Below are 25,870 nucleotides of genomic sequence, written 5' to 3'. Positions count from 1 at the left end.
CGTCAAGATCCGTTGTACGGAGAGTGACTTCGGCGCTAGGACTTCTTCCCATGGCCAAGAACCCACGAAGAAGCCGACGTCTGGTGGCTGCCACGGTCACCACCGTCGCGCTGGCCGGGACGCTCACCGCGACACCCGGCACCGCGACCGCGAAGTCACCCGACTCCAGCCGGCGGGTCATCGTCGAGCTGTCCGGAGACGCCGCCGTGGCAGCCGCCCCCGGCGGCTCGCTCACATCCCTGGCCGCAGGCGCCACCTCCGCCGTCGGCGATGCCCGACGGGCCCTGGCGGTACGGCAGGACGCCTTCGTCAGGACGGTACGGCAAGCCGGACTGCACCCCACCGCACCCCGCGGACTCGGGCTGCTCGTCAACGCCGTGGCGATGACGGTGCCCGCCTCCGAGAGGGCACGGCTGGCCGCGCTGCCGGGCGTCGTCGCCGTCCGGCCCGACACCCGCGTACAGGTGCGCACGGACATCAGCGTCCCGCTGACCGGCGCACCCGACGTCTGGAAGCGCGAGGACCCGGCCGGGGTGAAGGCCACCGGCAAGGGCACCGTCGTGGCGGTCCTGGACAGCGGCGTGGACTACGGCCACCCCGACCTGGGCGGCGGCTTCGGCGAGGGCCACAAGGTCGTCGGCGGCTTCGACTTCGCCAACGGCGACGACGACCCGATGGACGACAACGGCCACGGCACCCACGTCGCGGGCATCATCGCGGGCAAGGCGGCCAAGGAGGGAGGCGTCACCGGCATGGCGCCCGACGCGCGCCTGCTCGCCTACAAGGTCACCGGCGCCGACGGCAGCGGCTACACCTCCGACATCATCGCCGGCATCGAGGCCGCGGCCGATCCGGGCAACCCCCACCGGGCCGACGTCATCAACATGAGCCTCGGCGGCCCCGGCGACGGCACCGACCCGCTGGGCCGCGCGGCGACCGCCGCCGTGCGGGCCGGAGTGGTCGTCGTCGCGGCGGCGGGCAACGACGGCCCCGGCAGCGGCACCGTGAGCACACCGGCGGCGGCCGACGGCGTCATCGCGGTCGGCGCCTCCACCAGCGGGCTGCGGATCCCCAGCGCGTACCTGGCGGGCAAGGAGCCCGAACTGATCCAGACGTACCGAGGCGTCCTGTCCGCCAACCCGCCCCGGAAACCGGTCACCGCGCCGCTCGTGGACGTCGGCGCGGGCACCGTCGAGGACTGGAAGCGGGTCGGTGACGTACGGGGCAAGATCCTGCGGGCCGACCTGCTCGTCGCCCCCGGTACGGACGTCCTGAGCCAGAGCGACATCGACTGGGCACGCGAAGCCGAGAAACGCGGCGCGCTCGCCGTGCTCGGCGGCCTCCCGGCCCACGAAGGACCCGTGCTTGCCGCCGGCCCGGGAACGGTCGAGGCCCGGGAGACCCCCGCCCGCCCCGACCTGACCCGGACCGCCGCCTCCGGTGACTCGTTGCGCATGGACCGCCTGGTCGTCATGGGCATCGACACGACCCAGTACGCCCAGCTGAGCCGTGAACTGGCCGCCGGAAAGGTGTCCGTCACCCTGCGCGGCACCGACTCCACCGACGAGATCGCCTCGTTCTCGTCGCGCGGACCCGGCACCGGCTTCGGACTCAAACCCGACCTGGTCGCACCCGGCGTGGAGATCCGCTCCGCGGTCCCCACCTCGATGTACGCACCTGGTGTCTACCGCATGTCGGGCACCTCGATGGCGAGCCCGCACGTCGCCGGAGCCGCCGCCCTGCTGCGCCAACTGCGCCCCGACCAGGACCCCGACGCGATCAGGTCCGCACTGGTCGGCACCGCGAAGCAGCTAGCCGGCACCGGCCCCACCGTCCAGGGCAACGGACGGCTCGACGTGGCCGCCGCGGCGTCGGCCACCCTCACGGCCTCTCCGACGAGCGTGTCGTTCGGCCTCGCCGACCTGGCGGACCGGACCGTGGGCGGCACCGCGAAGGTACGCCTGGCCAACCCCGGCAAGAGGCCGCTGGCCGTCACCCTCGGCAGTACCGGGCCCACCGGCGTGTCTCCGTCGCGGGTGACCGTCCCCGCCGGGGGGTCGGCAACCGTCACCGTGACCCTGCGCGCCGACCGCCCGGCCGACGACACGGAGATCAGCGGCCGGATCACGGCCACCCCCGCGCACGGCCCGGCCCTCCGGGTGCCGTACCTGCTCGTCGTCCGGCACCTGGTCGTCCAGGCGTCCCCCGACCCGAGCGACGGCCGCTCCACCGTGCACATCGCCGCCCCGGCCGCCCTGAACGCGCCGCCGGAGATCAGGGTCACGCCACCGCACGGCAAGGCCTTCCCCCTGCCCACCACCATGAACGGTGCCGGCTACTACCAGGCCGACGTGACCGGGAAGGCGGCGGGCGCCTACCGGTTGGCCGTGCGGGCCACGACCACCGACGGCCGGCGGATCACCGGAACCAGCGCCTTCGAGGTCACCCCCGCCCGCAGCCGCGGCGACCGTTGGGAGCCCATCGGCCCGAACGGTGAGGCCGGTCACCTCGCGCTCTCGCCTGCCCGGCCCCAGCAGGCCGTCGTGACCCAGTTCCGGAAGGCCGCCCCCTGGCTGACCACCGACGGCGGCGCCAACTGGCGCCAGGTGGGCAGGCTTCCGATCGCCGACGGCAACGGCACCGGAGCGGTCGTGGTCGACGCCCGCCGCCCCGATCGCTGGTGGTACGCCGTGAACACGGCCGCCGACCCCACCCGCCGGGGCACGATCCTGCGCACCGATGACAACGGTCGCTCCTGGCGCGAGCTCGACGTGCCCGACGCGCACATCGACGAGTTCGTCCCGGACGAGCAGACCCGTACCCTCGCCGCGGTCGTCGACGGCACACTGCTGGTCAGCACGGACGCGGGCGACAGCTGGGCGACGTACCCCACCGGCGTGACCGACGTCCGCGACGCGACCCTCACCGGCGACACCCTGTACCTGGCGACCTTCGACAGCGTCTGGCGGATCGACGGAGTCGGCAGGGGCGACCCGGGTACGGCCCACCTCGTCCTCGACGAGCCCGTGAACACCATCCGCGGCATGACGGCCGACTCCACCGTGGTGGCGGCCTACGTCCCTGGTACGGGCATCCGCGGCTCCTACGACAAGGGCCGCACCTGGTCCACCCTGCTGCCCCGGGCGGAGGGCGGGAACGGCCTGTCCGCCTCCGGCGGCGACCTGTACCTGCGCGCGCTGTTCGGCGCCGGGCAGGTGAGCCACGACCACGGCAGGACCTGGAAGTCCGTGCCCGCCCCGTCGAAGGCCGCCATCGCGATGGACTACGACCGCTGGGCCGACGGCTCGGTGACCGTGTCCAGCGAACAGGACGGCCTGTACCGCGGCTCGGCCGACGGCACCGGATACCGGAGGATCGGTGTCCAGGGCCTGACCACCTTCGCCCTCGCGGCTTCCGGCAACCAGCTCCTCGCCGGAACGGTGAGCGGCACCTATCGCACCACCATCCCCGTCGCCGGCCCCGAGTGGGGACAGTCCGGGGCGGAGGGCATGACCGGTCGTCTCACCTCGCACCTCGCCGTCTCACCTCAGGACACCAAGGTGGTGTGGCAGGTCCGGCGCACCGCGACCGGCCTCTTCGAGGTCTCCCGCAGCGGAGACGCCGGCCGGACCTGGCGGGTGAAGGGCACGTCATCGGAGATACCGACCTCGATCCTGGTCCACCCGGCCGATCCGGACCGGGTGGCGATCAGCTTCAGGAGCATCTTCGGCCACGGACTCTTCTCGACCTCCGACGGCGGCAGGACATGGAAGAACCTCTTCCACGAGAGGTCCTTCGACGTCATGGCCGGTGACCCGCGCGACCCGCGCCGCGTCTGGCTCGGCAACGCCTCGGGCCTCTACCGCTCGGACGACGGCGGCGTCACCAAGACCAAGGTCGCCGAAGGCCCCGTCTCCGCGATCGTGACGGACGGCCGACGCCTGGTCGTCGGCGGATCGTCCGTCCGGGTCAGCACCGATGACGGCAGGACCTTCCGCACCGCCGACACCGGCCCGCTCGCGGTCCACGTCTCGGACCTGCTGCGGGTGAACGGGGCGCTCTACGCGGCCACCGCCCGCTCGACCGCGTCCGGACTCGTCCAGGGCGGCCGGGGCGTACTGCGCAGCACCGACAACGGCCTCACCTGGGAGAACATCTCCAGCGGCCTGCAGAACACCGACACCACCAAGCTGGCCGCCGCCCCCGACGGCCGCACGCTCTACGTCGGCGCGGTCGACGGCGGGGTACACCGCCTGAAGCTACGTCGCTGACCCGTCCCGTACATGACGAGCACGACCGCATGACCGGCGCGAGCGCCGACCCGGCCCGGAAGCCCCCGGCCCGGGTCGGCGCTCGCGCGCGTGGCCGGCGGGAGTACCGCCCGCCGGCCCCTCTCCTTCCGTGCGTCCCGCGCCCACCTGGTCGCCCGCCACCGCGAGCCGGGCATGGCCCGCACCAGCGTCCCCTGCCCCAGGCGGGCCCAGGACCATCGGGTCCTGCGGGACGGACGAGCGCTCAGACCGCCGCTGCGGAAGGCTCGCAGGCGTTCGCCGCGTCGATGCGGACCGTCCGGTCGCAGAGCCGTTCCACCTGCGCGGGGTCATGCGAGACGAGCAGGACCGTCCGGTTGCCCCGCAAGGCGGCCACGGACTCCTCGACCGTGTCGCGGCTCCGCTCGTCCAGGGCGCTCGTCGGCTCGTCGAGGAGGAGGGCGGCCGGTTCGAGGGCCAACGCCCTGGCCAGGCAGAGCCGTTGGCGCTGGCCGTTGGACAGGGTGTGGGCCGGCGTGTCCAGTCGGTCGGAGACCTCGCTCCACAGGCCCGCCTCGCGCAGTGCCTGCTCGACGCGGTCGTGCATCTCCGTGCGGGACGCCCTCACCAGGTGACGGAGGCCGAACAGGGCGTTGTCCAGGATGCTGCCGCCGAAGACCACGGGTGTCTGCGGCACCAGGACGACGGTGCTGCGCAGATCGGCGTCCCCCTTGCCGTAACGGACCGGACGCCCGAGGACCTCCACCTCCCCCTGACGGCGGAGCCCGTGGGGCAGCAGGTCGACCAGGGCGCGGAGCACGGTGGACTTGCCGGCGCCCGACGGGCCGCACAGGCCGGTGGTGGACCCGGCGGCCAGTTCGAACGTCACGGGGCCGACCAGGCGTGTGGTGCCGTCGAGGATCTGCAGGTCGCGGGCCGCGATGACAGTCCCGTCGACCCTCTTGTCCGTGGTCGTGCCACCTGTTGTCACGTCGTCCATCGTCGTGCTCCTTCGAAGCGGTTGCGCAGGAGGACCGCCAGGCTGAGCAGGCCCGCGGTGATCAGGACCAGGACGAGGGCGCTGCCCCACGCCTGGGCGATCGCCTCGGGGGCGCCCGAATCCTGCGACAGGGTGAAGATGTGCGTGGGCAGGGCCTGGACCGGAGCGTTGACGACGCCGGTCGGGAGGGCGGGGGCCCCGAAGAACACCGTGGCGGTGAAGATCAGGGGGGCCGTCTCTCCCGCCGCGCGGGCCAGCCCGAGCAGCAGGCCGGTGAGCGTGGCCGGCCAGGTGTACGGGATGACCACGGAGCGGACGTACTGGGAGCTGGTGAGGCCCAGGGCGAATGCGGCCTCGGTGATCTCCGCCGGGATGCTCCGGATCCGGCCCGCGGTGGTGAGGGCGACCACCGGCACCACCACGGGCACCAGGACCACGGCGCCGGCCAGCCAGGAACGGCCCCAGCCCATGGTCGTGCAGAAGAGGACGTACCCCGCGAGGCCCAGCAGGATGGTCGGCGTCCCGCCGATCGCCACGGTCAGGGTCTCCAGGACGCGGGCGGACTTCGCGGAGGCACGCGTGCCGATCACGATGCCCGCTCCGTAGCCGAGCGGAAGTGCGATCAGCGCCGTCGTGGCGAGGAGCAGGAGCGTACCGAGGATCTGGTCGCGGATGCCGCCACCTGCCGCGCCCTCGGAAGGCGAGAACCAGAAGGCCGGATGGAGTGCCGCGCCGCCGCGGGCCAGCAGGATGCCGAGCATGCCGACGAGCAGGGCCCCCGGCAGCAGCAGGGCGCCGAGACGGACGACGGTGGTGACCCGGTCCTTCGGAGTGCGCAGCCACGCGGAGGACCGACGGGCACGCGGGGCGCGCGCGGTCCGTCCCGTCGAGCCGCGGGTCCCCCATACGGTGGCTCCGGCGACCAGGGCCAGCAGGATGACGCCCAGTCCGCACAGTGCTGCGAAGTACGGGCCGGAGGTGCCCGCCAGCATCGGCTCGGGGCCTGCCAGCTTCGTGGTGAGCGTCTGACCGGGGCGTACGAGGGAGGAGAAGATGTCCCCCAGCGATTCCGGCAACCGCCCGTCGGCGCGGCCGATGACCATGAAGACCGCGATGGCCTCACCCAGTGCACGGGCCAGGCCGAGGAGGACGCCGGCGCGCATGCCCGACCGGGCCTGGGGCAGGACGGCGGATCGGACGACCTCGCGGCGGGTCAGACCGAGGGAGTACGCCGCCTCCCGGTACCGGCCGGGTACGGCGGCCAGTGCGTCCACGCTGACCGCCACGATCGTCGGCATGATCATCACCGCGAGGACGATGCCGGCGGCGAGGAGGCTGTCGCCGCCCGGCACGTCACCGAGGTCCGCCACGAACGGCCGGATCACCATGATGCCGATCAGGCCGTAGACGATGGAGGGGACCGCTGCCAGGAGTTCGATGCTCAGGCGCAGTGCCTTGGCGAGACGGGGCGGCAGGTACTCGGACAGGGCGATGGCCGCCGCCCAGCCGATCGGGACGGCGAGCACCAGTGCCAGGACGCATACGGCCGCCGAGCCGTAGATCATGGCCAGGCCGCCGAAGGCCAGGGTGCCTGGATTCCAGGTGGACGAGGTGAACAGGGCCGCCCAGTCGACGGTACCGCTTGCGATGCCCGTGACCAGGTAGCCGAGCAGGACGGCGAGGGTGAGCAGTACGGACAGGATGCCGCTGTACGCCCAGCCCCAGACCCATCTCGCCCGGCTGCCGCGGCCGTTCCCGGAGGAGGGCCGCGGCAGGGTGGGTCCGGGCGCCTGGGCGGGGCGCTCCAGAGTGAGACCCATGGTCAGAGGCCCATCTGCTCGCGCGTGAGGTAGCCGTGCTTGGGCAGCAGCCTCTGGCCCTCGGGCGAGAGGATGTAGTCGATGTACTGCTTGACGGTGCCCTTCGGGCTGCCGTTGGTGATCATGTACAGCGGACGGGTCATCGGGTACTTGCCGGACGCCACGTTCGCCAGGGTGGGGGCGACGCCCTCCAGAGGCACGGCGACCAGTTCGGGGTGACCGTCGATGAAGCCGGTCGACAGCGGGGCGACGGAACCGCGGGTGGACTTCAGCTTGTTGCGGGTCTCCAGGTTGCCGCCGACGATGGCGTAGTTCGCGGACTTGGGCGGGGCCGGCGGCTCGTCCTTGCCGTAGATGAACTTGTCGAGCACCTCACGGGTGCCGCGGCCGGGCTCCTTGTCGTACACGAAGACCTGGAGGTCGGGGCCGCCGACCTCCTTCCAGTTGGTGATCTTCCCCTCGAACAGGCCCGCCACCTGCGCCTTGGACAGGCCCTTGACCCCGCCGTCGGCCACTTCCTTCGTGATGATGACGCCGACGGCGTCCGCGCCGATCTGCGTGGTGACGAAGTCCGTGTCGGGGTACGCCTTGCGGTCCTTCTCGGACAAGGGCTTGGAACTGAGGGCGATGTTGATCTGGCCGGTCCCGAGCTGGGAGATGCCGCCGGCGGAGCCGCCCTGAGTGGCGACGGTGATGTTCAGGCCCTTGGCCTTCAGTGCCTCGGCGGCGTCGGAGGCGACCGGAGCGACGGTGGTGGAGCCGCTGGCCTGGATGGCGTCCGAGTCGGCCTCGGCGGAGCCGGCGCAGCCGGTCAGGGCGGCTGAGAGGAGGAGAGCGGCGGAGGCGGCAGAGGCGCTCTGGCGGACACGCCGTCCGGTGAGGCGCGATGCTCTACTGCGGGTTTCGCTGGACATGAAAGACATGGCGGTGCCTTTGCGGTGAGGGAAGGGGTGGGAGTCGGGGAAAGCCGTCGGCGGATCGCCGCGGCCAGGCCCCTTAGGGCAAGCAGGTCTGGGGTCGGGACGTGGAAGGGGCGCAGCCGTGCCGACGGTGGCACCCCCCGCCGCGTGGACGAGGCGGGCGGACACCTGGCGAGCCCGCAGGCGCTCCGCGGGCGCGGCGTGGGACATGGAGGGTGCGGGTGACGGCTGCCGGCGACGCGCAGTCGAGATGTCCTTGCGGTCCTTAACCGCGTTCCCCGTTGAACTCGCTCAGGACCCTTGGGCTGCCGTAGGACGCTCGCGACCTGAGCGGTGATGCTCGGCCCGCTCCCCATTGACAGGGCTGAAGCATCAAGGCACCGGTATCCGTTCACCCGCTGACCCCGGGTGCGGACCGCGATGCCGTGGGCGAACGCTACCGCCTCGGAGTCGCCCTGGCGAGATCTTGAGGGGCGAAATCATCGATGATCAGCGATTGAATTTGAGTCACACGCCGGGTCGGCGGGTGAGCTGCCGGAGGTCGGCCACGAATTCCGAAGACGCGTGGTCGCTGGTCGACACCCTCGCTCCAAGCAGCTTCGAGCTGTGTGAACAACGCGATGCAAGCGCGTGACCTCTCTTCGCAACCAGCTACAGACGAGGGCGAATCGGGGCAGCGGTGTTCTGCGGCAACGGGGGGCCGGGGGGCTCGTCTTTCAGTCATTCATCGATCTATTGACATACATCGCTCAACGCTGGCAGGGTTCCGGCCGTCGGTCGACAGCGTCGTTACCGACCTGGGCTCTGACCCGGCCCCACTCGATCCGTCACGCTCCTTGATCACTCCCTGGGGGGAAGTGTGAGTAGTGCCCGTGTTCTGGTTGCCTCCGCGTTCGAAGCGGAGCTCCAGCCTCTGACGTCCGCGTGTGCGGCCGCCGCTCTACAGCAGCACGGCGCCGACGTCGTCGGCTGGGACGCGCACCTGCTTCCCGACGCCATTCCGGAAGGCCCCTTCGACCTCACGCTCGTCTCGGTCCAGCAGTTCGAGGGCCTCGAGCGGGGAATCGCCCTGGCACGCAGGGTCTCGGAGGCGTACGGCACCACGGTCGTGACCTTCGGCCAGTACGCGCAGATGAACCACCGGGAGTTCCTCGAGGTCGCCGACGGCATCATCATGGAGGAGCCCGAGCTCATCAGCGAGGAGCTGGCCCAGCTCGCCGCCGGCACCCTCGCGCTCGACGCGGTGCCCGCCCTGATGACCCGCACGGGCATGCGGCCCAAGCCCCCGCGCCGGCGCATCTCGGTCACCAAGCCCGCCCGGGACCTCTTCCCCTCCCTCGTGCACTACCCGGCGCACCACTCGCCGTTCGGCCTGATGGGCAACATCGAGGCATCCCGCGGCTGCCACCACAAGTGCACCTACTGCTCCGTCTACGGCGCGTACGACGGCGGTGTCGCCGCCTACGACGCCGACAGCGTCCTGGCCGACGCCCTGCAGCTGGCGGAGGAGGGCGTCCGGCACTTCTGCTTCATCGACGCCGAGTTCTTCAACTCCCGCACCATCGGCATCGGTGTGGTCGAGCGACTCGTCGAGGCCATCGGCCCCATCACGTTCGAGTTCACCACCCGCGTCGACCACGTCCTCGACTACACCAAGGAACTGGAGAAGCTCGTCTCGCTCGGGCTGCGCCGCGTCACCTGCGCCCTCGAGTTCCCCTCCAACCGCATCCTGCGCATCTTCGACAAGCACATCGACGTCGACCACATGCGCGAGGCGGTCGACGAGGCCGAGCGGATCGGCTTCGAGCTCTACCCGACGTTCATCCCGTTCACCCCGTGGATCGAGTACGAGGAGCTCCTGGGCTTCGAGGACTGGCTGGTCGAGACGGGCCTCGCCCGCGTCACCGACCCCACCGCCCTGCAGACCCGACTGCTGCTGTTCAAGGGCTCCCCGCTGCTCTCCTCGCCCTGGATGGAGGACATCGCCACCGTCGACCGCGGCTTCTGGGTGGAGTGGACCCACCCCGACAAGCGCGTCGAGGAGCTCTGGCAGGAGCGCCGCACCGACGCCGAGGACGCGGGCAAGATCCGCTGCTGCGTGAAGTGCTGACCCACCCGCTGACAAGAAAAGGACACTGACATGGGTGGATCACCCCGCGTCGTCATCTCCACCGGCCAGGCCCTCCCGGACATGGACTGGGCCGGCGAGCTCGCCGGCCTCACGGACTCGTGGCCGTACCTCGGACCCACCTGGCTGCGCGCCACGGAGAAGGTACTCCCCGACGTCCAGCCCTGGCACACCCTCGCCCACCGCGCCCGCGGCGAGCTGGCCCTCCTCCCCGGCTACATCCTCACCACCCCGCCGGTCGTCGACCACGAGCCGCGCACCTACCTCGGATGGCAGGCGCCCTCCGGCGAAGAGGTCTGCTGCGGCGCAGAGACCGACGCCGCGCGCAGCGCCGAGGTCGACGCCCTGGGAACCGAGCCCTTCTTCCCGACGCTCCTGCTCGGCTCCCCGCTGGGCTACCGCACCGAGGTCGCCTACAACTTCTGGACCCCCACCCTGATGGGGGCGATCGTCGACAAGCTCGTGCCGGCCGCCTTCGAGGCCGGCATCCGCTGCATCGTCGCCCCCTGGATCCCCAGCCGGCGCGGCAACGACGCCCTCGTCGACGCGCTCGACGCCGCCGGCGCGTCCACCACCTTCTGGGGCTACGAGGACTTCATGAGCCTCGACGCGCCGAACTGGGAAGGACACCTCGCCGCCCTGCCGCTGAAGAAGCGCCAGCGCATCAAGGGCGACGTCCGCCGCGCCGAGGCCGCCGGCGTGACGATCGAGCGCGTCGACGGCACCGACATCCGCCCCTACGTGGCCCGGATCGCCGAACTCACCTGTCTCAACCGGGAGAAGAACGGAGCCGGCGAGGAGCCCGAGCACATCGTCGGCATCCTCTCCGCGCTCATCGACGAGGGCGCGGACGTCCGCGCCTACCTCGGCTACAAGGACGGCGCGCTGGTCGCCACCTGCGTCACCATCCGCAAGAACCACCGCCTCTTCCCGAAGTGGGCCGGCTTCGACTACGCGGCGATCGGCGAGCGCAGCGGCATCTACTTCGCCCTCGTCCTGGACGCGCCCGTCCGCGACGCCTACGCCGAGGGGCTGCGCACCGTCGAGTTCGGCGCCGGAGCCCACCAGGCGAAGGCGCTGCGCGGCTGCACCCCGCGCGAGGTCCGTACCTCGATGCTGCTCTCCGACCCGGCGCTGCGGCCGCAGGCGAGCGCCTGGCTCGACGCCTTCGGCAACAGCAGGCGCGTCGCGTTCGGCGCCGCGTCCCCCGCCCCGGCCCAGCCCGCGAACCTGCCCCTCCTGGGCGGCTCCGGCGACAGCGGCTGCTGCGGCTGACCCCGCCCGACTCCACGACAAGGACGAGAAGGACCACATGATCACCTTCATCCCCCTGACCGGATTCCTCGGGGCGGGCAAGACCACCACCATGACCGCCGCCGCGCTCGCGCTCCAGGAGAAGGGCCGCAAGGTCGCCGTCATCACCAACGACCAGGGCGTCGAACTCGTCGACACCAAGCTGGTGCGCAGCAAGCTCGACAGCGTCGCCGAGGTCACCGGCGGCTGTTTCTGCTGCAAGTTCGAGGACCTCGTCGAGGCCATCGTCGCTCTGGTCGCCTCCGACAGCGTCGACACCGTGATCGCCGAGGCCGTCGGCAGCTGCACGGACCTCCAGGCCACCGTCGTACGACCGCTGCGCCAGTACTACGGCGACGACATGGTCGTCGCCCCGCTGACCACCGTGGTCGACCCGCTGCGGCACCTGGCGTTCGCCCGCGCCGCCGAGCGGGGCGAGCCGGAGTCGGACCTGTCGTACCTCTTCCGTCAGCAGGTCACCGAGGCCGACGTCATCGCGGTGAACAAGCTGGACACCATCAAGCCGGACCGGGCCGAGGAGCTGCTCGCCTCGCTCCGTACGAGCAACCCGAAGGCGACCGTCGTCGGTTACTCCGCGACCACGGGCGCCCACCTGGAGACGCTGCTCGACGCGTGGCAGGCGCCGGCGACGAACGAGGACGTGGTCCTCGACATCGACTACGACCGCTACGCGGCCGCCGAGGCCCAGCTCGCCTGGATGAACCAGGAGCTCGACCTCACCGCCGCCGGCGAGGGTTTCGACGCGACCGCCTGGGCCCGCACCGTCCTTCAGGAACTGTCCGTCTGGGCCGCGGAGCACGACGCCGTGATCGGCCACGCCAAGATCACCGTCGAGATCGCCGACGGCGACTTCGCCAAGCTCAGCCTCACCGAGTCCGGCGCCCAGCCCACCCTCGACCGCGCCGCCGAGGCGCACGCGCCGGCCGGCCGGGCCGTCGTCAACGCCCGGGTCGCCTGCGAGCCCGACGCCCTGGACGCGGCCGTCACCGAGGCCGTCAAGGCCGCCGACCTGGCCACCGCCGTCACCTCCTCGGCGACCACCCCGGTGTCCTTCAAGCCCTCCTACCCGCGCCCCGTGCACCGCCTCGCCCCCGCCGGCGCCTGACCGAGAAGGACCACCCGTCATGAGCGACACCACCACCGCCGGCAGCCTGCAGGAAGAAGTCCGGGAGTACTACCGGGCCAAGGCCGCCGAAGCCGAGACGAGCGGCGCCTGCTGCTCGCCGGACCCGCAGACCTTCGGCCCGGCGGCGTACGACGAGATCGGCCCCGGCACCGCCCCGGACGCTGCCCTCCTCGCCAGCCTCGGCTGCGGCAACCCGAGCGCCGTCGCCGAACTGCGCGAGGGGGAGACGGTCCTGGACCTCGGCTCCGGCGGCGGCCTGGACGTCATCCTCAGCGCCCGGCGCGTCGGCCCCGACGGCCGCGTCTTCGGCCTGGACTTCCTGGAGGAGATGCTCGCCCTCGCCGCCCGCAACGTGGCCGACGCCGAGATCGACAACGTCGTCCTCCTCAAGGGAACGATCGAGTCCATCCCGCTGCCCGCCGACACGGTCGACGTGATCATCTCCAACTGCGTGATCAACCTGTCGCTGAACAAGCCCGCCGTCTTCGCCGAGATGGCACGCGTCCTCACCCCCGGCGGCCGCCTCGGCATCAGCGACGTGGTCGCCGAGGACCGGCTGAGCCCTGAGGAGCGGGCGCAACGCGGCGGACACAGCCAGTGCATCGCCGGCGCCCTCTCGGTGGCCGAGTACAGGGAACTCCTCGACGCGGTCGGCCTGAAGGACGCGGAGGTCGTGTTCACGCAGGAGGCGGCCGACGGCCTCCACGCCGCGATCATCCGGGCCCGGAAGCCGCTCGACAGCACCTCCGGCGCGGAGGAGTGCGCGCCCGGCGGCACCTGCTGCTGACCACGTCATCGCACGCGAACCGTGGCCGGAGCTCAGAGCTCCGGCCACGGTTCGCACCGTTGTACGCGCCCGCGTCCCCTCGCGACCGCGGGCGGACGACCAGGCTTCCGATGGCACGACCGGTACGCACTCCGCCGCGGCCGACGGCGCGGAGGTGATCTCCGTGGCCGCTAAGGATTCCCATGTCCGAAACGTCACTCGACCGGGAGACCGTCGAGGAGTACGCCCGCTGGTTCCGAGCCCTGGCAGACCCCACACGTATCCGCATCATGCGGTTCCTGAGCGGTCGACCGGAGCCCGTGCCGGTGGGCGAGATCGTCGACCACCTTCGACTCCACCAGTCGACCGTCTCGCACCACCTGAAGATCCTCCACTCCGTCCGCTTCCTGACCAGGCGCCGGGCCGGTGCCAGCATCCAGTACGCCGTCAACCCCCGCTGTGTCACCGAGTTCCCCAGCGCCGCCGACATCCTCATCGGCGCACCGGTCCACTCGTGCGGGGAACCGGAATCCGGCTGAAGGCCCTGCGGCCGCAGCCGCGCCGCACGCGTCGGCATCGCGGGTCCGAGCCGTGGGTACAGCAGATCAGCCGGCAACGAGTCTCGTTGCCGGCTTCTCGAGCTCACGTGCGGCCGTACGAAGACGGAAGACCGGCTGGAGTACGACTTACCGTGCCGACCGGAGCAGAGTGCCAGCTCCTGCCCGTCAGGTCCGCCAACGCGACGGGCAGGAGCTGGTGTTCATGGGGAGGGCCGACGGCGTGGGCTTCGCTGGGGCCTCAGGCCGTGACGGCGGCGCTCGCGGCGGCCTTGCGCGTGTCGGCAAGGGCGGCGAGGTAGCGCTCCGCGTCGAGTGCGGCCTGGCAGCCGGAGCCGGTCGCGATGATCACGGCCTTGGCGCGGTGAACCGTTCCCTCGCTGTCGGTGACTTCCTTGATGTCTCCGGTCAGGTCGACGGAGACGATGTCGTCGTCGACCATCTCGGCGCCGAAGCGTTCGGCCTGGGCCCGCATGTCGTCCATGAGGTCGGGTCCGTCGACGCCGGTGGGGAAGCCGGGGAAGTTCTCGACCTCGGTCGTCGTGGTCAGGGAGCCGCCGACGAAGATCGAGCTGCCGAAGAGCAGGGGCCTGAGCTGGGCGCGGGCGGTGTAGAGGGCTGCGGTGTATCCGGCGGGGCCGGAGCCTATGACGATGACCTCACGGACCTCGCCCTCGTTCGCCGCATTCGAGTCGGTCAAGGGAGTCACGCCTCCCGCTTCGCGTCGATCTCGGCGATGAGGCCCTCGATCAGACCCCTGATCTCGTCACGGATCGGACGGACGGCCTCGACACCCTGACCGGCCGGGTCCTCCAGGGCCCAGTCGAGGTACTTCTTGCCGGGGAAGATCGGGCAGGCGTCGCCGCATCCCATGGTGATGACGTAGTCGGACGCCTGGACGGCCTCGGTGGTCAGCACCTTCGGCTGCTGGTCGGAGATGTCGACGCCGACCTCGGCCATGGCCTCGACGGCGGCCGGGTTGACCTGGTCGCCCGGAATCGAACCTGCGGAGCGGACCTCGACGCGGTCGCCGGCCAGGTGGCGCAGGAACCCGGCGGCCATCTGGGAGCGGCCCGCGTTGTGGACGCAGACGAAGAGCACGGAGGCGAGCGGAGCGGTGGTCATCGGTTCTTCCTTGCCGGCAAGAGGTCAGCCCCGGCTGGTATCAGCAGCGAGTGATGTGACACTATCAGTCCATGATGACGTCAGTCGATACTGATCTGATCCGGGTTCTGGCCGATCCCCTCAGGTTCCAGATCGTGACCCTGCTCGCCCGTGAGACCCTCTGCACCACCCACCTCGTCGAGGAGACGGGCGCCAGGCAGACGAACCTCTCCAACCACCTGCGCGTGCTGCGTGAGGCCGGTGTGGTGGAGACAGAGCCGTGCGGTCGCTTCACGTACTACCGCCTGAAGCCGGACGTCATCGCCCAGCTCGCCGGCCGGTTCGCCGACCTGGCCGAGTCCGCCCGTACCGCTGCCGAGAACAAGAGGGCCTGTCCGTGACCCCCACCCACGCGCCCGCCCGGGCGGAGGATTCCTCGGTCGTCGCGAAGCTGTCGACGCTCGACCGCTTCCTCGCCGTCTGGATTCTCCTCGCCATGGGCCTCGGCCTCGGGCTCGGGCGCCTGATCCCCGGCCTGAACGACGCCTTGGCCAAGGTCGAGACAGGCGGGATCTCGCTACCCATCGCCGTCGGCCTGCTGATCATGATGTACCCGGTCCTCGCCAAGGTCCGCTACGACAAGCTCGACGCCGTCACCGGCGACAAGAGGCTCATGGTCTCGTCGCTCGTCATCAACTGGGTCCTCGGCCCGGCACTCATGTTCGCCCTCGCCTGGATCTTCCTTCCCGACCTGCCCGAGTACCGCACCGGCCTGATCATCGTCGGCCTGGCGCGCTGCATCGCCATGGTGATCATCTGGAACGACCTGGCCTGCGGCGACCGCGAGGCCGCCGCCGTCCTCGTCGCCCTGAACTCGGTCTTCCAGGTCATCGCCTTCGGCGTTCTGGGCTGGTTCTACCTCGACCTGCTGCCCGGCCGGCTCGGCCTCGGCGAGGGCGAGACGCTCGACATCTCGATGTGGAAGATCGCCCTGAACGTCGTCATCTTCCTCGGTGTCCCCCTGGTCGCCGGCTTCCTGACCCGCCGCATCGGTGAGAAGCGGATGGGCCGGGAGTCGTACGAGACGAAGTTCCTGCCGAAGATCGGACCATGGGCGCTCTACGGGCTGCTCTTCACGATCGTCATCCTCTTCGCCCTCCAGGGGAAGACCATCACCTCGCAACCGCTGGACGTCGTGAGGATCGCGCTGCCGCTCCTCGTCTACTTCGCGGTCATGTGGTTCGGCGCCTTCGCCCTCGGCAAGGCCATCGGCCTCACCTACGACCGCACCGCGACGCTCGCCTTCACCGCCGCCGGCAACAACTTCGAACTCGCCATCGCCGTCGCCATCGCCACCTTCGGCGTCACCTCGGGCCAGGCACTCTCCGGAGTCGTCGGCCCGCTCATCGAGGTGCCCGTCCTGGTCGCGCTCGTCTACGTGTCGCTGGCCTGGCGCAAGAAGTTCGCCGTCCCCGCCCAGAGGTAACCCCGCCACGCCACTCCTCGGTGCCCCGCCCCTCCGACCGGGCGAGGCACCGTCGTACGAAGGGAAGCCGGAGAGATGAGCAGCTCACTCGACGTCGTCGTGATCGGCGGTGGCCAGGCGGGACTCGCCGCCGGATACCACCTGCGCCGCCTCGGCGGCCTCGACTTCGCCGTCCTGGACGCTCAGCCCACGCCGGGCGGAGCCTGGCAGCACACGTGGGACTCGCTGCACCTCTTCTCACCGGCCCCTTACTCGTCCCTGCCCGGTCGCCTCATGCCGCCGCAGCAGGGGGAGACGTACCCCGACGCCGCGCACGTCGTCGACTACCTGACCGACTACGAGCAGCGATACGGGCTCCCCGTCCACCGGCCCGTTCGCGTCGACGCGGTCCGCCGCCACGGCGAGCACCTTCGCGTCGAGACCGACTCCGGTACCTGGCGCGCCCGCGCCGTCGTCAGCGCCACCGGAACATGGTCACGACCCGCCTCGACCACCCTCGTCGGCGTCGGCCGTCCCGCCCGCGCATGCACGCGAGCGATCGCCGCCCTCCTGCGATGAGGCTCGGTGGGTGAACGAAAGGTGAACGCCTGGCGGATATCGACCGTCGGATTCGCCATGTGATCTTGTCGGCTCGTATGGTGTCCGGATGGCAACTCCGTTGGCTGGCATACCGATCGAGGACGTGAGTGAGGAGCACTGTGTGCCCTGCTCTCCTGGGCTGCTGATCGGCCGCGACGAAGTCGAGACGTTGACCGTCCAGTTGAAGGCGATGGCCGACCAGACCCGCCTCCAGATCGTCCACCTCATCGACCAGGCGCCGGCCGGAGAGCTCTGCGTCTGTGACCTGACCGATTCGCTCGAACTGGCGCAGCCCACGGTGAGCCGTCACCTGAAGATCCTCACCGCGGCGGGGCTGCTGCGCCGCGAACAGCGAGGAACCTGGGCCTGGTTCTCGATCCGCTGGGACGCACTTCAGGAGCTCAGGAAGCACGCTTTCCCCCGAGGCATCGACTGCTCGTCGTTCTGACCGCTCCGGTTCAACGCGCCTGCGCCGCGTCCATCTCCACGGGGGATGCTCGACGAGGCCCGCGTCCGTCCGGGCCACCTGCGTCCCCTCAAGTAGGTTGCGGTGCAAGGGGGTTCGGAAACCGGTCGTTGACACCGGTTGCGCTCGGTGTGTCACGATCGGGCCATGCTGACGTCGGTGAACGCGGAACTGCTGAGGGCCCTGGCGGACCCCCTGCGGCTTCGCATCGTGTGCCTGCTTGCCCGCGAGTCGCTGTGTACGACTCACCTCGTCGAGGAGACGGGCGCGCGGCAGACGAACCTGTCGAACCATCTCCGGGTTCTCCGGGGAGCGGGCGTCGTGGAGACCGAGCCCTGCGGGCGTTTCACCTATTACCGGCTGTGTCCCGAGGTGCTGACCGGCCTGGCCACGTTCTTCGGTGGTTTGGCCGACGGGGGATGCGAAGCCTCTCCACCCCGGCGGCCTTGCGGTTGAGAACCCGGCCGCTTCTCCATCGGAGGGCCCGCGTCGTCTCGACGTTCACTCACCCGCGACCTCGCGGGCCGCGGATCGCGATCCGCGCGCGAAGGTTATCCTCTCCCCGCCTCTCTGGCGACCCTGGTGCAGGTGGCTCGATCGCCTCGGCAACAACGCGGAGGAGATGGGGACCAGAATCGTCCGCCGGGTCTGGAAAATCGATGGCCGCCGATCGATTTCGGTCGCGCGGCTCGCGACCCGGGCGCCCTTGCCCAGCCCTGGAGGCGGAGTCCTTCAGAGTCTCAGGGCGCGTGGGCGCCCTTGGTCCTTACGGGTCTCATCTGCATGAACACCCACCCTGGGTAACCTGAGCGGCTGGCGCAAGAACCCACAGAGGTGGGCGAATCGGGGCAGTGGTGCCGTGCGGCGGTGACGTCCGGCAAGGGGTGACCCTTCGGCCATTCATCGATCTATTGACATACATCGCTTAACGCTGGCAAGGTTCCGGCCGTCGGCCGACAGCGCCGTTGCCGACCTGGACGCTGCCCCGCTCCGTCGGCCGGCCTCGGCCCCGACCACACGTCGACACAAAGGTTTCCGCCATGGCCGCCACGCCCCCTCCGCACTCGTCTACCACCGAGGCACCGGTCCTGCTCCTCATGGGCAGCGGTGACCGCCGCTACCGGGAGTACATCGTGGCGGCCGTCTCCCGCCACTTCCGCCTGTGGCTCCTCGACGCCCACGAGCCGAGCTGGCAACTGCCGTACGTGGAGGGGACCACGCTCCTCGACACCAAGAACCTCGACGAACTCCTGGTCGAGGCGAGGAAGATCATGCAACAGCTGCCCGTTGCGGGGGTCTTCACCTACGACGAGTCCCTCGTGCACGCCGCCGCGCGACTCGCCGAAGCCCTCGGCCTGCCCGGAAGCGCGCCCGACGCGGTGCTCGCCTGCCGCGACAAGGCGACCACCCGGGCCCGGCTGACGGCGGCCGACGTGCCACAGCCGGCCTGCACCGCGGTCTCCACGGCGGCCGAGGCACGTCGTGCGGCCGACGCGACCGGCTATCCCGTGGTGGTCAAGGCCCGTGGGCTCGCCGGCAGCCTCGGTGTCGTCCGGGCCGACCACGGCGACGCCGTCGAAGCGGCCTTCGAGGCGGCCAGCTCCGCCCACTGGCCCGGAGTGCCCCGCTACGAGGCCGACGTCCTGGTCGAGGAGTACCTCACCGGCCCCGAGATCAGCATCGACGCGGTTGTCGTCGACGGCGTGTGCACCCCGATGATCGTGGCGCGCAAGCAGGTCGGCATGGACCCGTACTTCGAGGAGACCGGCCACACGGTCGCAGCCGCTGACCCCCTCCTCCAGGACGCTGAACTCCTCGACCAGCTGCACCGCATCCACAAGGCCCTCGGCTTCGAACACGGCTCCACGCACACCGAGTTCAAGCTCACTCCCAAGGGTCCCCGCCTCGTCGAGATCAACGCGCGCCTCGGCGGCGACTTCATCCCCCTCATCGGAATGCTCGCCACCGGGACCGACCCCGCCGTCGCAGCCGCCCACGTGGCGGCCGGACTCGTCCCCGACACCGCGCCGAAGGCGCGGAAGACCGCAGCCATCAGGTTCCTCTACCCGGAGCGCGACTGCGAGGCGGTCGAAGTGACCGTCCGCACCGACCTCTTCGGGCCCACGGTTCACAGCGCGGTCGCGACGGCCGGCCCCGGCACCCGGCTCGCCCTCCCGCCCCGGGCGTACATGAACCGGTACGGCTATGTCATCGCCGTCGGCGACGAGCACGAGCAGGTGACCGCCGACGTGGAGGCGGCTCCCACCCTGGTCGAACTGCGGGCTCGTCCGCTGACCGGCTGACCGTCAGACCCACCGGTTCCACCTTTCAGGCCCCAAGGAGCCGCCGCCCGTGAGTAAGCACTCCGATCAGCCGTCACTGCGCTGGGACGACAACGCGATCGTGACCCTCGACCAGCGCGCGCTGCCCCACGAGCGGCGGTTCCTGCACCTGAGCACCGTGGACGACGTCATCACCGCCATCACGACCCTCGCGGTACGGGGCGCCCCCTCCATCGGTCTCGCGGGGGCCCTGGGCGTCGCGCTCTCGGCGTACGCCCACTGCTCGCCGGGCAGCACCGCCGACGGTCAGGCGGCCGTGCGCGCCGACGCACAGCGGCTCGCCGCCGCCCGCCCGACGGCCGTCAACCTGGCCTGGGCCGTCGACCGGGCTCTGGCGAAGCTCGGTGACGGTCCGGACGCGGTCCTCGCCGAAGCCACCGCGATGATCGACGAGGACCTGGCGGTCAACCGGCAGATGGTCGCCCACGCCGTCCAGGCCGTACGGGACCGCTGCCCGCAGCGCTCCCTGCGGCTCCTGACCCACTGCAACACCGGCAGGCTCGCGACCGCCGCCGTGGGCACCGCCCTCGGCGCGATCCTCGCCCTCGCCGACGCCGGAAAGGTCACCGAGGTCCTCGTCGACGAGACCCGGCCGCTCCTGCAGGGCGCCCGGCTGACGGCCTGGGAACTGGCCGAGGCCGGCGTGCCGCATCGCGTGTGCGTCGACAGCGCGGCCGCCGCGGCCATGAGCCAGGGGCTCGTCGACTGCGTCCTCGTCGGAGCCGACCGCATCACCGCGCGCGGGGACGTGGCCAACAAGATCGGCACCTACGGACTGGCGATCGCCGCCGCCCACCACAACATTCCGTTCATCGTCGTCGCCCCGGAGTCGTCGTGGGACAGGTCTCTCACCGACGGCCGGGACATCGTCATCGAGGAGCGTGCCGACGACGAGGTGACGTCCTACGGCGGGGTCCGCACCACGCCGCGCGGTACACGCGCGTACAACCCCGCCTTCGACGTCACCCCCGCCTCCCTGATCTCCGCCATCGTCTCCGAGCACGGTGTCCACCACGTATCCGAGGTGAGCGCATGAGCTACGCGCCGTCCACCGCCGCCGGCAAGCAGGCCGCCCAGCAGCTGGCCGACATCTCCCGCACCCTGTACGAGCGCGGATGGATGCCGGGCACCTCCGGCAACATCTCCATGCGGCTGCCCGACGATCCCGGCCGCGCGCTGATCACGGCGAGCGGCCGGGACAAGGGCGAACTGACCGCCCGGGACGTCGTCGAGGTCGCCGCCCGCACCGGCCAGGCCTCCCATCCCGGCCAGGACCGCCCCTCGGCGGAGACCTCCATCCACGCGGCGGTCTACCGCGTCACGGGCGCCCGCGCCGTCATCCACGTCCACTCGCCGTACGCCACCGTCGTCGCCCACCGAGCCGCTGCCCGGGACGCTGTCTCCTCGGTCCGAGTGGAGCGCTTCGAGCTGCTCAAGGGCCTGGGACTGAAGGATCCGACCTTCGCGGACCTGCCGGTGTTCCCCAACTGGCCCCAGGTCGACCGGATCGCCGACGACGTGGCCGCCCACCTCACGGCGGACCGGGAAGGCCCGCCCGGGCTCCTCCTGGCCGATCACGGCATCACCGCGTGGGGCGACTCGCTGGGCCAGGCGAAGAGCAGGCTCGAATGCCTGGAGTCGCTCTGCCAACTGCTCGTGCTCTCCCGCACCGAGCAGCATGTCTCCCGTGCCGCGCAGGCACCCGACCACAGGACCGCGCCATGACACTGCTGCAGATCATGCCGGACGACGCACCGGACACCGTCCTGCTCCGCACCCGCGACGAGGAGGCCATCGCGCAGGCCCTGCGCGAACGGTCGGTCTCCTTCACCCGATGGCCGCTGCGCGCAGAGGTGACGCCGCAGACATCGTCCGAGGAACTGCTCGACGCCTATCGGGCAGAGGTCGGCGAGCTGTGCGCCGACCAGGGGCTGCGCCTCGTCGATGTGGCCCGTCTGCACCCGGAGGAAGGGGCGGAGTGGCAGGAGCGTGCCGCCACGGCACGCTCGACGTTCCTCGACGAGCACCGGCACGCCGAGGACGAGGTCCGGTTCTTCGCCCACGGCACCGGCTGCTTCTACCTGCACCTGGACGACCGCGTGTACGCCGTGGTGTGCGAGGCCGGTGACCTGCTGTCGGTCCCGGCCGGCACCCGGCACTGGTTCGACATGGGACCCGTACCGGACTTCTGCGCCATCCGGTTCTTCGAGAAGGAGGACGGCTGGGTGGGCGACTTCACCCGGGAGCCCATCGCCGAAGGCTTCCCCCGCCTCGACGCGCTGCTGCGAGAAGGCTGATGCCGGGCAGCCGACAGGGCCGAGTCCCCGACGACGGGCCGCGGGCCGTCGTCCTCGACATCGAGGGAACCACCGGCTCCCTCAGCCACGTACGGGACGTCCTCTTCCCCTACGCGCGTGAGCGGCTTGCTCCCTGGCTCGCGGCTCACCGCGGCACCGCCCCCTGGCGGCAGATCCTCGACGCGGTCACCGCCCACACCGGGGAGGTCCAGGACGAGGCGAGCGCCCTGGCGCTCCTGGAGCAGTGGGCCGACGCCGATGTGAAGGCGCCGCCGCTGAAGACGCTCCAGGGACTGATCTGGTCCGGCGGCTACGCGGCGGGCGAGTTGCACGGTCACGTGTACCCGGACGTGCCGCCCGCGCTGGAGCACTGGAAGTCGCAGGGCACAGGCCGATTCATCTACTCCTCCGGCTCCGTGGCCGCCCAGCGGGACTGGTTCGGCCACACCGCCCACGGCGACCTGCGCGCCCTGCTCGACGGCTACTTCGACCTGACGACGGCCGGCCCCAAGGCGGACGCCGACTCCTACCGTGCGATCGCGGCGGAGCTGGGGCACGCACCCGCCGACCTGCTGTTCGTCAGCGACGTCGGTGCCGAGCTCGACGCCGCTGCCGAGGCCGGCTGGCAGACGGTGGCCGTGCGCCGCCCCGACGACGAACGCGCGGCCGTGCCCGGCCACGAGGCCATCGCCTCTCTCACCCCACTCGTTTCCCGACCCGGCCAGGCCGGCTCCACGGCCCCCGGCCGACCCGCACACGCAGGAGGACCCAGACGATGAGTGATCCGTCCGACTCGGCGCCGAAGGCCGACATCGCGGTCATCGGCGGCAGCGGCTTCTACGAACTCCTGGAATCGGTACAGCGCGTCGAGGTCACCACCCCGTACGGCGCACCTTCCGACGCGGTGTCCGTCGGCACCGTGGGCGACCGCAGAGTGGCCTTCCTGCCCCGGCACGGAAGCCACCACGAACTGCCCCCGCACCGCATCAACTACCGCGCCAACATGTGGGCCCTGCGCTCCCTGGGAGTACGGCAGGTCCTCGCGCCCTGTGCCGTCGGCTCGCTACGCGCTTCCCTCGGCCCCGGCAGCGTCGTCCTCCCCGACCAGCTCGTCGACCGGACCGCCGGCCGCGTGCAGACGTACTACGAGCACGGCGCCACCCACGTGTCGTTCGCCGACCCGTACTGCGCCTCGGGCCGCGCGGCCGTGCTCAAGGCCGCGGGGGAGGCGGGCGCCGACGTCCACGACGGGGGAGTGATGGTGGTCGTCGAAGGCCCCCGGTTCTCCACCCGGGCGGAGTCCCAGTGGTACGCCTCGGCCGGCTGGTCCCTGATCAACATGACCGGGCACCCCGAAGCCGTACTCGCCCGTGAACTCGCCCTCTGCTACACCTCCATAGCCCTGGTCACCGACTACGACGCGGGTGTGGAGCACGGAGAAGGCGTCTCGCAGGACGAGGTGTTCCGCGTGTTCGCGGCGAACGTGGAACGCCTGAAGGGCCTGGTCCTGAAGACCGTCGACGTCCTGGCCCGCGAGCGGGCCTGCGCGTGCGCGACGGCACTGGACGGGATGGACCTGCCGTTCGAGCTGCCCTGACATGGTGATCGGTGCGGGCCATGTCCGTACCGATCAGGAACATGCGGGCCGATGCCGGTCACCGTGGTGACCGGCATCAGTCATTCGACCACCGGGCTGCGGCGCTCCACGAGCAGGACGTCGCGCCAGACGCCGTGGTGGCGGGCCACGCGCTCCCGCCTGCCCAGCACGCGGAATCCCGCGGACTCGTGCAGGGCCAGGCTCGCCACGTTCTCGGGGAAGATGCCGGCCTGGATCGTCCAGATGCCCGCCTTCTCCGTGGAGCCGATCAACGCCTCCAGAAGCGCGCGCCCCACACCGGCTCCGCGCGCCGTGGGACTCACGTACACGGAATGCTCGACCACCCCCGCGTACGCAGGGCGAGCCGAGACGCGGGACACCGCCGTCCAGCCGACGACCCGCCGTCGCGGGTCGAGCGCCACGAGCCGGTGGGCCGGCAGCTTGGAGGTGTCGAAGGCGCTCCACGGCGGTGCGACCGTCTCGAACGTGGCGTTTCCCTCGTCGATGCCCTGCTGGTAGATCGCCATGACGGCGGACGCGTGGTCGTCTGTCATGGGGGCGAGAGCGATTGCGGTGCGTGGGGGTGTGGCCATGCTCGGCTCCTTTCCGGGTGCGCTCCTGGAAGGTGCGCACGGGCGGGTACGGCGACGCTCCTGTGGCGGCGTCGACCGCCACAGGAGCGTGGGTGGGGGGTGAGGAGGAGTTCCAGGTCAGAGAATCGCCAGCGAGACCAGGCCGATGCCCACGCTGCCGAGCAGGCCCACGCCGAGGTAGAACGCGAAGACCTTCGCCTTGACGACGCTCTTGACGGCCACCATCGCCGGGATCGTCGTGATGGCACCGCCGAGGAGGAAGGTGACACCCGCGGCAGCGACCATGCCCTGGTCCAGGAGGCCCTCGACGACCGGGATCGCACCGACGCCGTTGAGGTAGAGAGGGACGCTGATGAGCCCGGCGACCAGCACGGAGAGAACGCCGTCCGTGCCCAGGATGCCTGACACGACGTCGGTGGGCACGTAGCGGACGATCAGGGCTTCGAGGACGATGGCGAGCAGCAGCCACTTGCCCAGGATCAGCGAGTCGCTGACGATCTCCTTGAGGATCTCGCCGGCGCGCAGGTTCTTGATGTCACGCCGGACGAGCACACGCCACGGAGTCCCGTCGTCGTCCTCGTCGTTCCGTGCGGCGGTGGAGCAGCCTCCTGCCGCGGGCGCGGGCTCCTGAGCGGCACCTCCGCAGCCACCCTCGGACGTGCCGCCGCCGCCACCGCCGCCACCGACGGTCACGGGCTCGGGGACGGTCGCCTTCGCCGTGGAGCATGCCGTCTCGGGAACGGTCACCGCCTCCTGCGAGCAGCTCTTCGCGGGCGTCTTCTCCTCAGTGGAGTCGAGCAACGGATCGGCGAACCGCCCACGCCGTTCGAGCGCCAGGACGATGAGACCTGCGCCGAAGCTCAGCACCAGGGCGCCGATGAGGCGGGCCGTGGCGATGGGGAGCCCGAGCTGAGCGGCGGAGAGCGCGTAGATCTCCGGGTCCATGGAGGGGGAGGCGATCCAGAACGACATGACCGCCGAGAGCGGGACGCCGGCTATCAGGAAGCGGCGGATCAGGGGGATCACAGTGAAGGAGCAGAAGGGGCTGAACGCTCCGATGGCCGTGACGATGGCGATGCCGAGGATGCCCCTGCGCCCGTGGGCGAAGCTGCGGCGCGCGACCACGTCGATCGACAGACGCTGTACGGCGATCCCGAGGACGATGGCGACCAGGAACCACGGGAGATAGTGCAGCACCTCGAACAGGATGAACCGGCCAAGGGCCAGCAATTCGTCCACAGGTGAACCTCTCTGAGACGGTGACACATGAGGGGAGCGGCGCCGTGAAGGGACGTACGGGGGACGTGGCGAGCCGCGTGGGGAGGCTCGATCGGCATCCCCTTTATCGAATATCGATGATAGACGATTAAAGAGATGCCCGGCAATGGGGATCCAGGGTCCCTCATCGCTCCGAAGGGGCTCGCCCCGCACTATCGGTGGCGGCGTCCAGGAAGTGGGGCTCGTTCCCAGGTCGCACCGATACGACCGCCTTCCATGTGGTGTCTACACAGTCGCTCGCGCCAGC

The 25,870-nt window shown here is 71.0% G+C and carries 22 protein-coding genes and 2 pseudogenes; 17 read left to right on the top strand and 7 right to left on the bottom strand.

Annotated features, from left to right (window positions below):
* The first annotated feature begins 83 nt into the window (after positions 1–83).
* A complete protein-coding gene (locus ACIP84_RS05150) occupies positions 84–4,271 on the top strand; it encodes a S8 family serine peptidase (RefSeq protein ID WP_401794634.1) in 4,188 nt (1,395 codons plus the stop codon).
* 244 nt (positions 4,272–4,515) lie between these two features.
* Here ACIP84_RS05150 and ACIP84_RS05145 read toward each other — a convergent pair whose 3' ends face one another.
* The 3 genes from ACIP84_RS05145 to ACIP84_RS05135 are packed head-to-tail and all read right to left on the bottom strand — an operon-like array spanning position 4,516 to position 7,984.
* Complete coding sequence (locus tag ACIP84_RS05145) at positions 4,516–5,250, bottom strand: ATP-binding cassette domain-containing protein (protein ID WP_401794631.1); 735 nt, start codon at positions 5,248–5,250, stop codon at positions 4,516–4,518.
* A complete protein-coding gene (pstC, locus tag ACIP84_RS05140; protein WP_401794628.1) occupies positions 5,238–7,070 on the bottom strand; it encodes a phosphate ABC transporter permease subunit PstC in 1,833 nt (610 codons plus the stop codon). Before pstC ends, ACIP84_RS05145 begins: the two co-directional genes overlap by 13 nt.
* A gap of 2 nt (positions 7,071–7,072) precedes the next feature.
* Entirely contained in the window at positions 7,073–7,984 is a 912-nt protein-coding gene (locus tag ACIP84_RS05135) for a phosphate ABC transporter substrate-binding protein (protein ID WP_401794625.1), read from the bottom strand.
* A gap of 865 nt (positions 7,985–8,849) precedes the next feature.
* Here ACIP84_RS05135 and ACIP84_RS05130 point away from each other — a divergent pair.
* From ACIP84_RS05130 to ACIP84_RS05110, 5 genes are all read left to right on the top strand, one after another.
* Positions 8,850–10,100, top strand: coding sequence for an RCCLKC-tail radical SAM protein (locus ACIP84_RS05130; protein WP_401794623.1), 1,251 nt, complete (start codon positions 8,850–8,852; stop codon positions 10,098–10,100).
* Positions 10,101–10,130: 30 nt separating this feature from the next.
* Positions 10,131–11,393, top strand: a complete 1,263-nt coding sequence (locus ACIP84_RS05125; RefSeq protein WP_401794621.1) for a GNAT family N-acetyltransferase — start codon at positions 10,131–10,133, stop codon at positions 11,391–11,393.
* Positions 11,394–11,430: 37 nt separating this feature from the next.
* Positions 11,431–12,537 carry a GTP-binding protein gene (locus ACIP84_RS05120; protein ID WP_401794618.1) on the top strand — a complete coding sequence of 369 codons (1,107 nt, stop codon included), beginning with the start codon at positions 11,431–11,433 and terminating at the stop codon, positions 12,535–12,537.
* A gap of 19 nt (positions 12,538–12,556) precedes the next feature.
* Positions 12,557–13,345, top strand: a complete 789-nt coding sequence (locus ACIP84_RS05115) for a methyltransferase domain-containing protein (RefSeq protein ID WP_401794615.1) — start codon at positions 12,557–12,559, stop codon at positions 13,343–13,345.
* A 182-nt stretch (positions 13,346–13,527) separates the two neighbouring features.
* Positions 13,528–13,863 (top strand): ArsR/SmtB family transcription factor, encoded by a 336-nt coding sequence (locus ACIP84_RS05110; RefSeq protein WP_401794612.1) that lies wholly within the window; start codon positions 13,528–13,530, stop codon positions 13,861–13,863.
* Positions 13,864–14,212: 349 nt separating this feature from the next.
* Here ACIP84_RS05110 and ACIP84_RS05105 read toward each other — a convergent pair.
* Both ACIP84_RS05105 and ACIP84_RS05100 read right to left on the bottom strand, forming a co-directional pair.
* Positions 14,213–14,581, bottom strand: a pseudogene (locus ACIP84_RS05105) (NAD(P)/FAD-dependent oxidoreductase); the annotation flags it as partial.
* Between the two features lie 5 nt (positions 14,582–14,586).
* Complete coding sequence (locus ACIP84_RS05100; protein WP_401794609.1) at positions 14,587–15,006, bottom strand: arsenate reductase ArsC; 420 nt, start codon at positions 15,004–15,006, stop codon at positions 14,587–14,589.
* Positions 15,007–15,077: 71 nt separating this feature from the next.
* On the opposite strand from ACIP84_RS05100, the gene ACIP84_RS05095 reads away from it, so the two are divergent.
* The 11 genes and pseudogenes from ACIP84_RS05095 (at position 15,078) to ACIP84_RS05045 (ending at position 23,752) form a co-directional block, all read left to right on the top strand.
* The gene (locus ACIP84_RS05095; protein WP_355968565.1) at positions 15,078–15,386 is read left to right on the top strand and encodes a metalloregulator ArsR/SmtB family transcription factor; all 309 of its coding nucleotides are present in this window, start codon (positions 15,078–15,080) and stop codon (positions 15,384–15,386) included.
* Positions 15,383–16,471, top strand: a complete 1,089-nt coding sequence (gene arsB / locus ACIP84_RS05090; RefSeq protein ID WP_355968567.1) for an ACR3 family arsenite efflux transporter — start codon at positions 15,383–15,385, stop codon at positions 16,469–16,471. Before ACIP84_RS05095 ends, arsB begins: the two co-directional genes overlap by 4 nt.
* 75 nt (positions 16,472–16,546) lie before the next feature.
* Positions 16,547–16,975 (top strand): annotated as a pseudogene (locus ACIP84_RS05085) (FAD-dependent oxidoreductase); the annotation flags it as partial.
* A gap of 142 nt (positions 16,976–17,117) precedes the next feature.
* A complete protein-coding gene (locus ACIP84_RS05080; protein WP_355968572.1) occupies positions 17,118–17,498 on the top strand; it encodes a metalloregulator ArsR/SmtB family transcription factor in 381 nt (126 codons plus the stop codon).
* Between the two features lie 165 nt (positions 17,499–17,663).
* Positions 17,664–17,972, top strand: coding sequence for an ArsR/SmtB family transcription factor (locus tag ACIP84_RS05075; protein WP_401794604.1), 309 nt, complete (start codon positions 17,664–17,666; stop codon positions 17,970–17,972).
* A 584-nt stretch (positions 17,973–18,556) separates the two neighbouring features.
* On the top strand, positions 18,557–19,819 hold the full coding sequence (locus tag ACIP84_RS05070; protein WP_401794601.1) for an ATP-grasp domain-containing protein: 1,263 nt from the start codon (positions 18,557–18,559) through the stop codon (positions 19,817–19,819).
* 49 nt (positions 19,820–19,868) lie between these two features.
* Positions 19,869–20,894, top strand: a complete 1,026-nt coding sequence (gene mtnA, locus ACIP84_RS05065; protein ID WP_401794598.1) for an S-methyl-5-thioribose-1-phosphate isomerase — start codon at positions 19,869–19,871, stop codon at positions 20,892–20,894.
* A complete protein-coding gene (mtnB, locus tag ACIP84_RS05060; RefSeq protein ID WP_401794595.1) occupies positions 20,891–21,583 on the top strand; it encodes a methylthioribulose 1-phosphate dehydratase in 693 nt (230 codons plus the stop codon). Before mtnA ends, mtnB begins: the two co-directional genes overlap by 4 nt.
* Complete coding sequence (locus tag ACIP84_RS05055) at positions 21,580–22,155, top strand: 1,2-dihydroxy-3-keto-5-methylthiopentene dioxygenase (RefSeq protein WP_401794592.1); 576 nt, start codon at positions 21,580–21,582, stop codon at positions 22,153–22,155. The genes mtnB and ACIP84_RS05055 overlap by 4 nt, the downstream gene beginning before the upstream one ends.
* Positions 22,155–22,934: an acireductone synthase gene (gene mtnC, locus ACIP84_RS05050; protein ID WP_401794589.1), complete on the top strand. Its 780-nt coding sequence runs from the start codon at positions 22,155–22,157 to the stop codon at positions 22,932–22,934. The genes ACIP84_RS05055 and mtnC overlap by 1 nt, the downstream gene beginning before the upstream one ends.
* Positions 22,931–23,752, top strand: a complete 822-nt coding sequence (locus ACIP84_RS05045; RefSeq protein ID WP_401794586.1) for an S-methyl-5'-thioadenosine phosphorylase — start codon at positions 22,931–22,933, stop codon at positions 23,750–23,752. Before mtnC ends, ACIP84_RS05045 begins: the two co-directional genes overlap by 4 nt.
* 80 nt (positions 23,753–23,832) lie before the next feature.
* Here ACIP84_RS05045 and ACIP84_RS05040 read toward each other — a convergent pair whose 3' ends face one another.
* The gene (locus tag ACIP84_RS05040) at positions 23,833–24,345 is read right to left on the bottom strand and encodes a GNAT family N-acetyltransferase (protein WP_401794583.1); all 513 of its coding nucleotides are present in this window, start codon (positions 24,343–24,345) and stop codon (positions 23,833–23,835) included.
* A 117-nt stretch (positions 24,346–24,462) separates the two neighbouring features.
* On the bottom strand, positions 24,463–25,584 hold the full coding sequence (locus ACIP84_RS05035) for a permease (protein ID WP_401794580.1): 1,122 nt from the start codon (positions 25,582–25,584) through the stop codon (positions 24,463–24,465).
* Between the last annotated feature and the right edge of the window lie 286 nt (positions 25,585–25,870).

Origin of the sequence: Streptomyces sp. NPDC088707 (genome assembly GCF_044752725.1) — a bacterium.
Lineage (GTDB): Bacteria > Actinomycetota > Actinomycetes > Streptomycetales > Streptomycetaceae > Streptomyces.
The sequence above is the reverse complement of the archived record's forward strand: the minus strand, read 5'-3'. Positions and strand labels throughout refer to the sequence as shown.